The sequence below is a fragment of the Kibdelosporangium phytohabitans genome (genome assembly GCF_001302585.1).
Lineage (GTDB): Bacteria > Actinomycetota > Actinomycetes > Mycobacteriales > Pseudonocardiaceae > Kibdelosporangium > Kibdelosporangium phytohabitans.
Genome location: NZ_CP012752.1, coordinates 175122 through 189924, shown reverse-complemented (window position 1 = coordinate 189924; position 14803 = coordinate 175122). Strand labels below are relative to the sequence as shown.

Annotated in this window: 13 protein-coding genes; 6 read left to right on the top strand and 7 right to left on the bottom strand. The window is 67.6% G+C overall.

Annotated features, from left to right (window positions below; all coding sequences use genetic code 11):
- Positions 1–160 precede the first annotated feature (160 nt).
- The 4 genes from AOZ06_RS00890 to AOZ06_RS00875 all read right to left on the bottom strand — a co-directional run bounded on the left by AOZ06_RS00890 (position 161) and on the right by AOZ06_RS00875 (position 3966).
- Complete coding sequence (locus tag AOZ06_RS00890) at positions 161–1159, bottom strand: hypothetical protein (RefSeq protein WP_157232744.1); 999 nt, start codon at positions 1157–1159, stop codon at positions 161–163.
- A 239-nt stretch (positions 1160–1398) separates the two neighbouring features.
- Complete coding sequence (locus AOZ06_RS61525) at positions 1399–1842, bottom strand: acyltransferase (protein ID WP_054287654.1); 444 nt, start codon at positions 1840–1842, stop codon at positions 1399–1401.
- Positions 1839–2786, bottom strand: coding sequence for an NAD-dependent epimerase/dehydratase family protein (locus tag AOZ06_RS00880; protein ID WP_054287653.1), 948 nt, complete (start codon positions 2784–2786; stop codon positions 1839–1841). The genes AOZ06_RS61525 and AOZ06_RS00880 overlap by 4 nt, the downstream gene beginning before the upstream one ends.
- Before the next feature lie 40 nt (positions 2787–2826).
- Positions 2827–3966, bottom strand: coding sequence for a DegT/DnrJ/EryC1/StrS family aminotransferase (locus tag AOZ06_RS00875; RefSeq protein ID WP_054287652.1), 1140 nt, complete (start codon positions 3964–3966; stop codon positions 2827–2829).
- Positions 3967–4058: 92 nt separating this feature from the next.
- Between AOZ06_RS00875 and lhgO the strand changes: the two genes are divergently transcribed.
- Positions 4059–5246 carry an L-2-hydroxyglutarate oxidase gene (gene lhgO, locus AOZ06_RS00870; RefSeq protein ID WP_054287651.1) on the top strand — a complete coding sequence of 396 codons (1188 nt, stop codon included), beginning with the start codon at positions 4059–4061 and terminating at the stop codon, positions 5244–5246.
- 142 nt (positions 5247–5388) lie between these two features.
- Complete coding sequence (locus tag AOZ06_RS00865) at positions 5389–7662, top strand: glycosyltransferase family protein (protein ID WP_063810275.1); 2274 nt, start codon at positions 5389–5391, stop codon at positions 7660–7662.
- 65 nt (positions 7663–7727) lie between these two features.
- Here the strand turns inward: AOZ06_RS00865 and AOZ06_RS00860 are convergent, their stop codons facing one another.
- Together AOZ06_RS00860 and AOZ06_RS00855 are read right to left on the bottom strand one after the other, a co-directional pair.
- Positions 7728–8078, bottom strand: coding sequence for a metallopeptidase family protein (locus AOZ06_RS00860; RefSeq protein WP_054287649.1), 351 nt, complete (start codon positions 8076–8078; stop codon positions 7728–7730).
- A gap of 4 nt (positions 8079–8082) precedes the next feature.
- Positions 8083–9063 carry a septum formation family protein gene (locus AOZ06_RS00855; RefSeq protein ID WP_054287648.1) on the bottom strand — a complete coding sequence of 327 codons (981 nt, stop codon included), beginning with the start codon at positions 9061–9063 and terminating at the stop codon, positions 8083–8085.
- 123 nt (positions 9064–9186) lie between these two features.
- Between AOZ06_RS00855 and AOZ06_RS00850 the strand changes: the two genes are divergently transcribed.
- From AOZ06_RS00850 to serS, 4 genes are all read left to right on the top strand, one after another.
- The gene (locus tag AOZ06_RS00850) at positions 9187–9822 is read left to right on the top strand and encodes a hypothetical protein (protein WP_335338346.1); all 636 of its coding nucleotides are present in this window, start codon (positions 9187–9189) and stop codon (positions 9820–9822) included.
- A gap of 1 nt (position 9823) precedes the next feature.
- Positions 9824–10990: a glutathionylspermidine synthase family protein gene (locus AOZ06_RS00845; protein ID WP_054287647.1), complete on the top strand. Its 1167-nt coding sequence runs from the start codon at positions 9824–9826 to the stop codon at positions 10988–10990.
- A 42-nt stretch (positions 10991–11032) separates the two neighbouring features.
- Positions 11033–11491 (top strand): DUF350 domain-containing protein, encoded by a 459-nt coding sequence (locus tag AOZ06_RS00840; RefSeq protein WP_054287646.1) that lies wholly within the window; start codon positions 11033–11035, stop codon positions 11489–11491.
- A 714-nt stretch (positions 11492–12205) separates the two neighbouring features.
- Positions 12206–13471 carry a serine--tRNA ligase gene (gene serS / locus AOZ06_RS00835; RefSeq protein WP_054287645.1) on the top strand — a complete coding sequence of 422 codons (1266 nt, stop codon included), beginning with the start codon at positions 12206–12208 and terminating at the stop codon, positions 13469–13471.
- Between the two features lie 34 nt (positions 13472–13505).
- Here the strand turns inward: serS and AOZ06_RS00830 are convergent, their stop codons facing one another.
- On the bottom strand, positions 13506–14678 hold the full coding sequence (locus AOZ06_RS00830) for an RtcB family protein (RefSeq protein WP_054287644.1): 1173 nt from the start codon (positions 14676–14678) through the stop codon (positions 13506–13508).
- Between the last annotated feature and the right edge of the window lie 125 nt (positions 14679–14803).

Here is a 14803-nt window from a genome sequence, read left to right as displayed (position 1 = left end):
CAGATTCGGCGGAGTTTCTTTATCTGGAACCGAAGTGCGACCCTTCAGGCTATGTCCACTTAGGCCGATCGGACGAGCAGGGCATTGTCGTGGACGGCCGTTTACCGCTCAAAGGAACAGAGGACAGCGCCGGGGCGCTGTCCTCTGCTCAGGACTTCGATCAGGTGATGATGCGGTTCACGTGCCACTGGTAGCCGACGGCCTTCGACGGCGCGAGGGTGTCGAACACCGTGTTGTCCGACGCCGGGTTCCACACACCGGTGTGCGCGTAGAACACCAGATCGCTGTTCCCGACGACCCGGCCGAGGACGTCCGGGTCACCGTCGGAGTTCACGTCGCTGATCACCAACGCGTTGTTGGTGTTCCAGCCGGTGGCGAGCAGGTAGACCTTGCCCTTCGGCTGCCCCGCGCCGTTGTCGGCGACCGGGTCGAACACGAACAGCAGACCGTCGTCGCGGCGCAGCACCCAGTCGACCACCCCGTCACCGGAGAAGTCCGCCACACCCGCGTCGATGATCGACGAGTCGGAAGTGAAGCTCGCGACGTGCACCTTGTCCGTCTGGCCGATCTTGCCGGTCTCGTCGACGACCGTGCCGAACCAGTAGTACTCCTCGGTGCCCTTCTTCCTGGCGATGACGTCGTCCAGACCGTTGTCGTCAGCGTCGAAGGTGAACGCGATGTCGTAGTCGTTCCACCCGGTGCTGATCAGCTGCGTGCCGTTCAGCGTGCCAAGACCAGCGAACGTGCCGCTGTGCTTGTGCACGACCAGGTTTCCCGAGTAGTCGATCGCGAGCACGTCCGGGTGCACGTCGGCGTTGATCTTGCCCTGGCCGACCCAGCGCTGCCCGGCCCAGTTGTGGTTGACGACCACCGGCGCCGCGTACGTGGCCGCCGGGTTTCCCCCGTTGTAGCCCTTGTTCGCGTAGACCTTCAGGTCTGCCGGGTTGTGGCCGACCGCGAGGATGTCCTCCTTGCCCTTGCGGTCGATGTCACCGCTGCGGCCACCGCTGCTGCCGCTGCCGTTCACCGACACGTCGCGCTTCTTGGTGAGCAGGTCGTTCACCTTGCCGCTCAGCTTGTAGCTGGACTTCGCGGGCTTGTCGGACTGCTGCGGCGCGGCGGTCGCGGGCTGGACCATGGCTCCGAGAACGGAAGCCATGACAACCGCGCGGTCACGAACGCGCGTGCGGACACGCGCCGTCCGGTCTTCCCCATTGAGTCACTCCCCTTACTCTGACAAGAAGGGGAACAACCAAAAAGCAGGCTGCAGCTGGGGAAAGACTTCGACTCTTCCCCCGGCGCGAGTGGCCCCGCCCCCTTGCCCGGGTAGTCGTCAGAGGGAAACCGGAAGTTGCAGTTTCGGGGGAACTTCTTGTCGTGCGCAGGAAATCCGTCTCTTCAGTCGACGTCCACTTCGACCGATCGGACCAGCCGCACTTGGTCGTCGTCAATGACCACCTGGCCTGTCGGGCGCGCGGGCACTCCGGTGACGACGGTGCGCGGGGGCACGTCCTTGGCCACGACCGCGCCCGCACCGATCACCGCCTCGTCGCCGATCGTCACACCCATCAGGATCACCGCGTTGGCCCCGATGAAGACACGGTCGCCGATCCGCACGGGAGCGCGGTCGACGATGTTGTGCTTGCGGCCGGACACGCACCGCTTCATCGAGCTGTGCGTGTAGATGTGCACGCCGCTGCTGATGTCGCACCCCGCACCGATCTCCAGGCCACCCGAACCGTCGATCAGGGTGAAGGCACCGATCCAGGTGCCTTCACCGATCTTCGGGTCGCCGGAGATCCAGGCGTTCTCGTTGTACGGGTTGGGCGGGAAACCGCTCACTTGTCCAGTGCTTCGGGAGCGGACGCGGCGACCAGGTCGGCCATGCCCTTCTCGACCGTGATGGTCGGCTCCCAGCCGAGGATCTCCTTGGCGCGGGTGATGTCCGCGGCACGGCGCGAGACGAGCACGTCGCGCGGGTTGAACTGCGGCTCGACGTCGACACCGACGGCGTCGATGAGGATCTTGGCCAGCTGCGCGATCGAGGTGTCCACGCCGGTGCCGATGTTGATCGGCAGGTTGCCCTGCTCGCTCTCCAGTGCCGCGACGACCGCGCGCGCGAGGTCGTGCACGTGCACGAAGTCCATCGACTGCTCGCCCTTGCCGTCGATGATCGGCGGCTGGCCGTTGCGCAGGCGCTGGATGAAGTGGTTGATCACCGAGGTGTAGTACGCCTCGATCTTCTGGCCGGGGCCGTACACGTTGAAGAACCGCAGCGCGTTCCAGGACAGGCCCTTCTGGCGCTCGTAGAAGCCGAGCAGGTCCTCACCGGCGCGCTTGGTGATGCAGTACGGCGTCAGCGGGCGCAGCAGGTCGTCCTCGTGCATCGGCAGCCGCTCCGGGTCGCCGTACACCGACGCGGTCGACGCGAAGACCAGGCGCTGCACGCCCTCGTCGGCGGCGGCCGCGAAGACGTTGTGGTTGCCGGTCATGTTGATGTCGACGCTCTCGTGCGGGTCGGCGATCGACTTGTTGATCGACACCGTCGCGAAGTGGATCGCGTGGGTGCAGCCGCGCATCGCCTCGCGCACCGCGCCGCCGTAGCGGACGTCCTTCTCGACCAGCTCGACCTTGCCGGTGGCGACGAGCTCGTTGACACGGTCGCGGTCACCGCGGGTCATGTTGTCGAAGATGCGCACGTTGTAGTCGCGCTCGAGCAGCAACGGGATGACGTGGGACGCGATGAAGCCGGCGCCACCGGTGAAGAAGACGGTCTTCTGAGCCATGATCGGGAGATTCTCCTAGGTCGGTGCGGATCGGCGCTGCTCAGCGCTCGGCGGCGAGTTCGGTGACGACGTCGCGGACGGTTTCCCCGACGCGCTCGACCTCGTCCTCGGTCAGGTTGGCGTGCATGGGGATGGCCAGCTGCTGGCGGAACGCGGCCAGCGAGACCGGGCACTTGTCGTCGCGGCCGTAGATCGGCTGGATGTGCGAGGCGTACGTGCCGAAGTTGCAGCCGACGCCCCGGTCACGCAGCCTCAGCACGACCTCGTCCCGGCCGATCGACGGGTCGATGGTGAGCGCGTAGCACTGCCACGGGTGTTCACGGTCCGGCAGCGCCACCGGCGTGGTGACCAGCTCGAGGTCCTTGAACAGCTCGTTGTAGCGGACGGCGGCCCGCGTGCGCGCGGCGATCAGGTCGGGCAGCCTGTCCAGCTGGACCTGCATGATCGCGGCCTGCACGTCGGAGAGCCGGTAGTTGTAGCCGGTCTCCTCGAAGGTCGGGATCGGCAGTTCACGGCTGCCCTCACGGGCGAACGCGGGCTCGATGCCGTACGTGTGCAGACGGCGGGCGCGTGCCATCAGGTCCGCGTTGTCGGACGTGACCGCGCCGCCCTCACCGGCGGTGATGACCTTGCGGCCGTGGAAGCTGAAGACCGCGAGGTCGGCCAGACTGCCCGCTTTGCGGCCCTTGTACGTCGCACCAGCCGAGCACGCCGCGTCCTCGACGAGGAACAGACCGTGCTTCTTGGTGATGGCGTTGAGCTCGTCGTAGTCGGCGGGCTGGCCGAACACGTCCACCGCGATGACACCGACGGTCCGCGGCGTGATGGCCGCCTCGACGGCCGCCGGGTCCACCGTCCAGATGTCCGGCCGGATGTCGGCGAACACCGGGGTCGCGCCTGCCCAGATCACGGCGTGCCCGGTGGCGGGGAAGGTGTAGTCGGCGACGATCACCTCGTCGCCCGGCTTGACGTCGTGCAGGAGCATCGACAGGTGCAGCGCGGTGCCGCAGCTGCTCGTGGCCAGCGCGTGCGACGTCCCGGCCGCCTGCGCGAAGCGCTCCTCGAACTTCCGGCTCGTCGGTCCCGCCCCGGCCAGCCAACCGGATTTGAAGACGGCTTCGACGGCGGCCAGCTCCTCGGCGCCGACAGTGGGCTGACCGAGGATGATGGGGTCAGGCATGACTCTCCCGCAAGTATGTGTTCGCGTTGGGTCGCCAGCGAGTCTAATGGGGGTCGGGCAGTACCCATTTTCAGCCCCGTACCCTTTGCGACGTGGGACACGTCGTGATTGTCGGTGGTGGGATAGTCGGGCTCGCGGTCGCGAGGGAGCTGCTCGCACGCGGCTCTCAGGTGACAGTCCTGGAAAAGGAGACCCGCTGGGCGGCGCACCAGACCGGCAACAACAGCAATGTCGTGCACGCCGGTTTGTACTACAAGCCCGGTTCGTTCAAGGCCAAGATGTCGGTCGCGGGCAACCAGTCCATCGTGGAGTACGCCCGTGCGAACGGTGTACCCGTCGAGGTGTGCGGAAAGCTCGTCGTCGCCACGGCCGATGAGGAGCTGCCCCGGCTGCGCGTGCTGGCCGAACGCGCGGAGGCCAACGGTGTTCCGGCCAAGATGATCGACCCCGCCGAGGCGCGCGAGTACGAGCCCGAGGTCGCCTGCGTCGCGGCGCTGCGCGTGGAGAGCACCGGCATCATCGACTTCCCCGGCATCTGCGGCGCGCTCGTCCGCGAACTCACCGAAAAGGGCGCGGACCTGCGGTTGTCCACTATGGCCAAGGCCATCCGGCCGGGCCGCGGCGGTGGTGTCGAGATCGCGACCGGCACCGAGGTGCTGCGCGCCGACGCGCTGGTCAACTGCGCGGGCCTGCACAGCGACCGCGTTGCCCGGCTCGCCGGACTCACGCCGAGTGCGCAGATCGTCCCGTTCCGTGGCGAGTACTACGAACTGAAGCCGGAACGCCGCCACCTGGTGCGCGGCCTGATCTACCCGGTTCCGGACCCCACCCTGCCGTTCCTCGGTGTGCACCTGACCCGCATGCTCGACGGCAGCGTGCACGCGGGCCCGAACGCCGTGCTCGCGTTGCGCCGTGAGGGATACCGCTGGCGTGACGTGTCCCCGCGCGACCTCGCCGAGACCGCACGTTTCAGCGGTGCGTGGCGACTGGCCCGCAAATACGGCAGAACCGGTGTGGACGAAGTACTGAGGTCCTTGTCCCGCAAGCGTTTCGCCGCCAGCCTCGCCCGTCTCGTGCCCGCTGTCGGCCCGGACGACCTGGTGCGCTGCAACGCGGGCGTGCGGGCGCAGGCGCTGCTGCCGGACGGCTCGCTTGTGGACGACTTCCTGATCGAGACCGCGCCGGGACAGGTGCACGTGCTCAACGCGCCGTCCCCGGCGGCGACGAGCGCACTGGAAATCGCCAAGTACGTCGCCGACCGCGTCGCGGAGGCGAAGTAGGGCCGGAAAACGACCAGATCCCGCCCGTCACTACACTCCGCTCGTCGAGTCTGTTGGGGGTGGGCGCGGTTCCAGGCGGCTGCCCTCCCCCGGCCCGGTCGTGTGCACGGCCGAGGGACCGGACCACTACGAGAGGGATGACGTGACAGAAGCGAGCCTGGGCGGGGAGGTCCGCACTAAACGCGCCATTCCGGAGTGGCTGTTCGTCCTCGGTGTCGGCGTGATCGGAATGGTCATCTTCACCATTCCCTACTGGTTCAACCCGTACTTCTACTACATCGGCGACAACCCCGAGTCGTTCGTGCCGAACTGGCACCACTTCGGCGAGATGCTGCGCGCCGGGCACTGGCCGATCATGGAGTCGTCCGGCTGGTACGGCGGCAACTACGCGGGCGAGGCCGCCTACTCGGTGTGGAACCCGATCTCGCTGCTGAACTTCGTGATCGTCTCGCTCTTCAACGACCTGTCCGCGGGCGCGGCGTTCGTGATGATCGAGTACATGACGCTGCTCGCGATGGGCGCCTACCTGCTCGGCCGCGAGTACAACGCGAGCCGCATCCCGGCCGCCGTCGTCGCGATCGCCATCCCGCTGACCGGTTTCACGCTGTACTACGAGGCATCCGGCTGGCCCGCCGGTCTGGCCGCGTTCATGTACGCGACCTGGTTCTGGTGGGCCGCACGCCGGTTCGCGCGCGGCGCTTCCTCGCCGCTGCTGCCGTTCCTCGTCGGCGTGCTGGCGATGACCAACGGAAACCCGTACGTCGCGCTGGGTCTGCTGATCATCATGATCGGCGTCCTGACCGAACTGCTGGTGCGCAAGGAGATCAAGCGCTTCTGGCACGTGTCGCTGATGGGCGTCTGCGTCGGCGCGGTCAGCGCGCTGGCGTTCCTGCCGCTGCTCGGCGCGCTACCGGTGACCGACCGCCAGGAACTGGCCGCGATCGCCAACGACACCTTCATGGTGCCCAGCCTCACCGACCTGGCCGCGTCCAGCGCGCCGACGTTCCTGCCCGCCATCACCAACTGGGGCGGCGCGGTCAGGGAAAGCCTGCCGTCGACGTACTTCCTCTGGTTCGCCATCCCGCTGTTGCCGTGGCTGCGCTGGAAGGCGCTGCGCAAACCGGCCCGGTCGCTGATCAGCCTGTTCACCGTCACCGGTGTCTACGCCGTGCTGGTGCTCGGCCCGTCGAACCTGTGGCTGTTCCGCTGGCCGATCCGCCTGATCGAGTACTTGTACCTCGGGCTGGGCGTGACGCTCGCGGTGCTGCTGTCGGCCGGGCTGCACAAGGACAAGATCAAGCAACGGACGCTCGCGACGGCCGGCCTGATCGGCGTCGGCGCGTACCTGTCGTTCGCGGTGCGGCCCGAGTACTCCCGGATGCACCTGCTCGCGACCATCGCGGTGCTCGTGTTCGTGTTCGCCCTGCTGCACTTCTACCGCAAGAAGGGCTGGGTCGGCGCCGGCGCCGTCATGCTCGTCGGCACCGTCGCCGTGGTCACGTACCAGTCGGCGCGCATCCCGTACCCGGGCGTGGCCAACATCGAGTCGGTCATCCAGCCCGCGACCTCGGTCTCGCGGATCAAGGAAGGCACCAAGGACTACCAGGGCGCCTACCTGCAGCTCGCCCAGCAGGTCCTGGTCGGCAGCACCGCCGACCAGGACGACGGCGAGATCTCGTTCGGCAACATCTCGGTCGTGTCCGGGCACGAGTCGGTCACCCGCTACAGCGGTATCGGGTTCTCGAAGTTCTTCAAGTCGCTCTGCATGGACTACAAGGGCTCGGTGTGCAAGGAGGCGTACCAGAAGATCTGGCGGCCGTTGAAGGGCACCGACACGCCGCTGATCGACGCGTACCGCATCCAGACCCTGGTGCTGCAGAACAAGCTGTACCCGGAGATCACCCGCGGCACGCCGCCGGCCGGGTGGAAGGTCGCGCTGCGCGACAACGTCCGCACGGTGTGGACCCGCGAGGCCCCGCTGCCGCACCCGGGCCGAGTGGCGTGGACGTCGTCCGGTTTGCAGGTGCAGTCGTTGAGCAGCGGCGGCACGGACGAGAGCATCAAGTTCACCGCTCCCGGCAACGGTGGCGAGGTCGTCTTCGCCCGCCTGGCGTGGCCCGGCTACACCGCGACCATCGACGGCAAGAAGGTCGAGCTGATCGACGGCGACGCCGGTCTGATCACGGTGAAACTGCCGCCGGGCGAGCACACGCTCGCGCTGGAGTACGTGGCCCCCGGCTCCAAGCTGGGCCTGTACATCCTGATCGGCGCGGCCGGTGTCGCCGTCGTCCACACCTTCTTCTGGTGGCGGTCGCGGCGGCGTGATCGCGACAGCTCGACCCCGGACGAGCCGAAGGACGACACCGCGCCGTCCGCGGACAACGAGCCCGCGCTGGCCGGGAACTCCGGGACCTGAAGTAGCTGAACGAAAACGGCGGGGCGCCCACTCGGTGGGCGCCCCGCTGTTTTGCTGTCCCTTGCTCAGCCCCAGCCGAGTTCGTGCAACCGGTGGTCGTCGATGCCGAAGTGGTGCGCGATCTCGTGGACCACGGTGACGGCGACTTCTTCGACGACGTCGTCCTCGGTGTCGCAGATCGACAGGATGGGCTGGCGGTAGATGCTGATCCGGTCCGGCAGGACACCGCCGTACTGCGAGGTCCGTTCGGTCAGCGCGATGCCGTGGTACAGCCCGAGGATGGACGGCTCCTCGGCGTTGTACTCCTCGACGAGGACGACGACGTTGTCCATCGCCTTGGCGAACTCGCGGGGCACCAGGTCCAACGCGTCGCTGACGAGCTCCTCGAACCGCGCCAGTGACATCTCGACGGGCACGCCGTCACCCGCCGGAGGGAGGCGCGCTGGGCGTGCCGCTGGCCGCTGGCGGCGGTGTCTGCGCCGCACCGGCGCCCTTGATGCTGTTGGTGATCGGCGCGAGACCGGAGTTGTCCGCGAGCGGCGCGCCGACCTTGCAGACCGCGCGGTGCGACCCGGCCTCCCAGCTCTCCTGCTTGCGGGTGTCCCACGTGAGCAGCAGGCCCTTGCTCTTGAGATCGAGGTTGCCGGTGTACTCGCCGGCCACCTTCGGGCACTGGTCGAGCATGGCCGTCTGCTGCTGCTCCTCCGACGGGTAGGCGTCCTTGAAGGTCAGCGACAGGTCGATCACACCGACGATCTCGTACGCGTGGGCCTTGTCACTGTCACACGGCACCGGGTCGCCGACGTTCTTGTCGACCAGCGCGAGGCACGTGCCGGGGTCGTAGACGTCGGACTGGTCCTGGTTCTTGGCCGATTTGGTCGTCGCGACGAGGGCCTTGCCGGACGGGGCCGCGCGCTGCAGGCCGCAGCGGAGCTTGCGGTCGCCGTCGCGCCACTGCTCGTCGCTGGGCTTCAGCGCGCCGACGCTGTACTTGCCGAACGGGTCGAGCTTACCGCCGAGGTACGTGGTCGCGCCGGTCGTGCACTTCTGCTTGGCGATGGTCCGCCAGGCCTCCTCGGCGGGCGACGGGGCACTGGCGTTGTATTCGCCGGAAATGTCCACATCGCCCGTGACCTCGAAAAGGTGGGGTTGCTCACAGTCGACCGGCTTCATGTCCGAACCGTCGGGTTTCCAGTTCAGGCAGCTGCCCGCGGGTGCCTCGAAGGCCGCGGCGAGGTTCGCGGCGGCATCGTTGCTGGCACTGGAGCCGCCGGCCGCCGGCCACTTGAAAACCATGCTCATCGTGAGCACGAGCAGCGCACCAACGAACGCACCCGCCATGACCAGGCGTGTGCTCAGAGTGGGTCCGCCGGAGCGCAACCGTTGGGCGTTGACTGACATCTACACCATCATGCCGTACCTGCCCCACCGGGCGGTTGTGTGTTGCGATCAGGACACTCATCGCCACGCCGCTCCCCGCGTGTCCGGTCGGCGAATGTACTGTCCGCGAGAGGGAGGGCCCGGATGACAGACAACAGGGACGACGGCGCCATGCCGGGCGGCCAGAACAGCGACGACCAGGCCCAGCCGCAGCCGACGGCTGAGCCCAGACGCGGCGCCATGCGGTACCAGGACGCGGACACGACCACGCCTCGGGAACCGACGCTGGCCGAGAAGCGCGCTATGCGTAGAGCGCTTGAGGAGCAGGACGAGCAGGAACGCGCGGTCGTCGCGGAGACCGAGCGCAAATCACTGCGCCGCCGCCGGGTGATGATCGGCGCCGGGGTGACGGTCGGCGTCGTGGCGACGGTCGCCGTCTGGTACTCCGCCGTGACCCCGGACGAGGTCAGCGCCTACTGCGTGGACGACAGCAGCACGCTCGCCACGGACGAGAACATCTGCTCCGAGGACTACGTCCGCAGCCACGGCGGATACCACTCGGGTGGCTTCTACTACATCCCGATCGGCGGCGGCCAGACCCGCAGCTACCACTACAACTACGGCGGCACGGTCAGCGGCTCGGGCAGCGGCCGCAAGGTGAGCGGCGGGTCGACGGCGGCGCCGAGCAGCGGCACGACCGTCAAGAGCGGCACGTCAGGCAAGACGATCTCGCGCGGTGGCTTCGGTGTGAGCGGCGGCGGAAAGAGCGGAGGCAGCTGAGTTGCACCGGGAGTCATCCAAGCCCCGGCCGGACTGGCAGAAGAAGATCGCCGAGCAGGGGCTGGTGTTCGGCACGCCCGCGCGGGACAAGGCGGGCAACCAGCGGCCGTACTGGGACGAGTCCGTGCACTACGTGTTCGACATCGACGAGATCCTCTCGCTCGAAGCGGACGTGGAGCTGCTGCACTCGATGTGCCTCGAAGCCGTCGACACCGTGGTGACGACCGAGCGCTACAAGGACTTCGGCATCCCGGAGTGGAGCTGGCCGCACATCGCCGAGTCGTGGCGACGGCACGACCCGCACGTCTACGGCCGCTTCGACCTGCGCTACGACGGTTCGGGCCCGGCGAAGATGCTGGAGTACAACGCGGACACGCCGACCTCGCTGCTGGAAGCCGCGGTCGTGCAGTGGTTCTGGAAGACCGAGGCGTTCCCGGACGACGACCAGTGGAACTCGATCCACGAGAAGCTGGTGGAGCGCTGGACCGAGATCGGCGACCGGCTGCCGTCCAACGAGGTGCACTTCACCTGGTCGACGGCGGACCCGAGCGGCGAGGACCACGTCACCACGGCGTACCTGCAGGAAACAGCGGCCGAGGGCGGGCTGGACACGGTGGGGCTGGCGATCGAGGAGATCGGCTGGCACTCGTTGCTCAAGCGCTTCGTGGACCTGGAAGAAGCGCCGATGAACGCGATCGTGAAGCTGTACCCCTGGGAGTGGGTGATCGACGAGGAGTTCGGGAAGAAGGCGGTCGAGAGCCTGCCGCAGACGCTGTGGATCGAGCCGCTGTGGAAGATGCTGCTGTCGAACAAGGCGCTGCTGGCGATCCTCTGGGAGATGTACCCGGGGCACCCGAACCTGCTGCCTGCGTTCCTCGACCAACCCGGGCTGCTCACGGAGTACGTGCGCAAGCCGCGGCTGGGCCGTGAAGGCGCGAACATCCAGATCGTCGCGCCTGGCTACGAGACCCAGACAGGCGGCGTGTACGGCCACGAAGGCTTCGTCTACCAGGCGTTCGACCCGCTGCCGGAGTTCGACGGATTCCGGCCCGCGCTGGGCGCGTGGATAGTCGGCGACTCGGCGGCGGGGCTGGGCATCAGAGAGACAGCGGGCCTGGTCACCGACGATGGTGCGGCGTTTGTCCCCCATCGCATCCCGGAATCGTGATAATTCACCCACGACAGACGTCCACTTAGGCCGGAGGGGCCCGTGCACACCACCCAGATCCTCGCCCTGGATCCAGAATTCGGAGCGCAGCTCGGCAAGGGCATCGGCGCGATCGCGCTGTACGCGATCGTCGGCCTCGCGCTGATCCTCGCGGGCTTCTACGCGATCGACTGGACCACCCCAGGAAAACTGTCCGACCTGGTCAGGACAGGAAAACCGAACGCGGTGCTGATCACATCCGCTGGCCTGGTCAGCATGGCATTCATCATCGTGCTGGCGATCACGTCGTCGGCGAGCGACCTGACAGCGGGCCTGATCACCTCGCTGGTCTACGGCCTGCTGGGCATCATCGTGCAGGTCGCGGCGGTCCGAATCCTGGAATGGGCAACCCGCATCAACATCGGCGAGGTCATCCAGGCGGAGAAGTTCACCCCGGCCAGCGTCGTGGTCGCCGCAGCCCACGTGGCCCTCGGCCTGGTCGTGGCAGTAGCCATCAGCTAGCGACACCGAAGCCCCGCACGCCTGGAGGGCCGTCCCCAGCCCCAGACGGCTCCCAGGCCTAGCGGGCCCGGGCCCGCTCACGCGTCGGCCCGGCGGTCACAGCCGTAGGCAGCAGAAGCTTGGTATCGACCGGCCACAGCGGCGAGCGCGCAAGCGCAAACCAACCCCAGGCGGCGAGCGCGGAACCAACCACAACGGCGTGCGCGCAAGCGCAGAGGTGGGCTTCGGGGGTGCTCCTGCCCGTCGGCCTGGGCAAAGCCAACCACGGACTGTCAGCAGGCCCGCCCACGTTTCCCGCGAGCCCAACGAGAGCCACACGGACCTCTTGACAGTCCGTGGTTCCCTCCGGGCAGGCCGACGGTCAGGAGCGCCCACGCCCCAAAAAACACACCAAGAACTCGGCTCTGGCGAGGGCAAAGACCCGTCACAAGGCTCCTGCCCAGAGGTCTGCCACCCGGCGAGAGACCACCTTGTTCCGTGCAAAAACCACAACAAAAATCCCTAGCACCTATACACACAGTCCCCCACCCAACCCGGGGGGCGTCCCTGCTCCAGTCTAACGGGGAAACAGCAGGTCAAGGGGGTTACCGGCCAGTTGTGGACAACGGGATTTGACGAAGGAACCACCGGCGCGGCGGTGGCAGCGGGGGAGGCCGGCCGGAAGTCAGCCGGGCGTCAGCGAATTGGATTCCGGGGCCGACTACGCTGATTCCCGTGATTGACCTGAAGGTACTGCGCGAGGACCCGGAGGCGGTGCGTGCTTCACAGCGCGCCCGTGGTGAGGATGAGCAGCTGGTTGACCAGTTGCTGTCTGCCGACGAGCGTCGCCGCAGTTCCGTTTCCAGGGCTGACACGCTGCGGGGCGAGCAGAAGGCCTTCGGCCGTCAGGTCGGCAAGGCCAAGGGCGAGGAGCGCGACGCGCTGCTGGCCAAGGGCAAGGAGATGGCTGCCGAGGTCAAGGCCGCCGAGGCCGAGCAGACCGAGGCCGAGGAGGCGGTCGCCCGCCTGCACCGCGTCATCCCCAACCTCGTCCACTCTGCTGTGCCCGCCGGCGGCGAGGACGACTACGTCGTGCTCAAGCACGTCGGTGAGCCGAAGGAGTTCGACTTCGAGCCTGCCGACCACCTCGACCTGCTGACGAAGCTGGGTGGAGTGGACATGGAGCGTGGCGCGAAGGTGTCGGGCTCACGCTTCTACTTCCTCACCGGCATCGGTGCGCAGTTGCAGCTCGCCCTGTTGAACATGGCCGTGCAGCAGGCGGTGGCCAACGGTTTCCAGGTGATGATCACGCCGTCGTTGGTGCGGCCGGAGATCATGGACGGCACCGGTTTCCTCGGCGCGCACTCGAGCGAGGTGTACCGCCTGGCCGATGACGACCTGTACCTCGTCGGCACGTCCGAGGTGCCGCTCGCGGGCTATCACGCCGACGAGATCCTCGACCTCTCGGCCGGTCCGCGCCGGTACGCGGGCTGGTCGTCGTGCTACCGGCGGGAGGCCGGGTCGTACGGCAAGGACACCCGCGGCATCATCCGCGTGCACCAGTTCGACAAGGTCGAGATGTTCGTCTACTGCAAGCCGGAGGACGCCGAAGGCGAGCATGCCCGGCTTTTGGCGTGGGAAGAGGAGATGCTGCACAAGCTCGACTTGCCGTATCGCGTCATCGACACGGCCGCGGGTGATCTGGGCACGAGCGCCGCGCGCAAGTTCGACTGCGAGGCCTGGTTCCCGTCGCAGCGGGCGTACCGGGAGCTGACGTCCACTTCGAACACCACGACTTTCCAGGCGCGCCGCCTCAACGTCCGTTACCGCGACGAGAACGGCAAACCGCAGACCGCCGCCACCCTCAACGGCACGCTGGCCACGACGCGGTGGATCGTCGCGATCGTGGAGAACCACCAGCGGGCTGACGGGTCCGTCGTCGTCCCGGAGGCCCTGCGACCGGGTCTCGGCGGTATCGAGGTCTTCGAACCCAAGGCGTGACAAGCGAAAGGGGCCCCGGGCGGGGCCCCTTTCCTTATCCCTTCACGCAGATCACTTGTTTGAGCTTCGCGACGACCTCGACCAGGTCGGACTGGTTGCGGATGACCTCGTCGATGTCCTTGTACGCCGCGGGGATCTCGTCGACGACGCCCGCGTCCTTGCGGCACTCCACCCCGGCCGTCTGGGCCGCGAGGTCCTCGGCGCTGAACCTCTTCTTCGCCTTGGTGCGTGACATGCGGCGGCCCGCGCCGTGTGACGCCGACTCGAACGAGTCCGGGTTTCCCAGGCCACGAACGATGTACGACCCCGTGCCCATCGAGCCGGGGATGATGCCCATGTCGCCGCGGCCCGCGCGGATCGCGCCCTTGCGAGTCACCATCACCTCGGTGTCGAAGTGCGTCTCCTCCGCCACGTAGTTGTGGTGGCACGAGATCGGCTCGTCGAACGCCACCTGCGGGAACTTCCCGCGCAGCACCGAGCAGACCAGGCGCAGCATGACCGCGCGGTTGCGGCGTGCGTAGTCCTGCGCCCAGTACAGGTCGCGGCGGTACGCCTCCATCTCCGGCGTCTTGGCCAGGAACACCGCCAGGTCGCGGTCCGGCAGTTCGGCGTTGTGCGCCAGGCCGCGGGCGATCGCGATGTGGTGCTGCGCGAGGATGTTGCCGACCCCGCGTGAGCCGGAGTGCAGCATCACCCAGACCTGCCGCGTGCTGTCCAGGCAGACCTCGATGAAGTGGTTGCCGCCGCCGAGCGTGCCCATCTGGTGCAGCGCCCGCGCGCGGTCGAAGCCACCGGCCAGCGCGTCGAAGCCGCCCCAGAAGGCTCCCCAGTCACCGGAGTCGCGTTCGTCGAACGCGGTCGCCTTGTGCATCGCGAAGCCGACGGGCACGGCTTGTTCGATCTCCGAACGGATGCGGCTGAGGTCGTCGGGCAGGTCCGACGCGCGCAGCGAGCTCCGCACGGCAGCCATGCCGCAGCCGATGTCCACACCGACCGCCGCTGGCGACACCGCGTCTCGCATGGCGATCACGGACCCGACCGTCGCGCCCTTGCCGTAGTGCACGTCAGGCATCACCGCGACGTGCTTGAAGGCCCAAGGCAGCGCGGAGATGTTGTGCAGCTGGCGCATGGCGTGTTCCTCGACCTCCTCGGGCCGAGTCCAGAGTCGGATGTCCACGTTCCTGCCGCGGATCACGGTTGCGTTCACGTGATCCAGGCTAGGTCAGCGCACCAAGCGGATTTTCGCCTTCGGTGACACCTCCGTCACGGTCGGAATTGACCAGGAATTGACCCCTGCCGCCTCGTATCTGCGCACCGCCTGCCGTCTCTTCT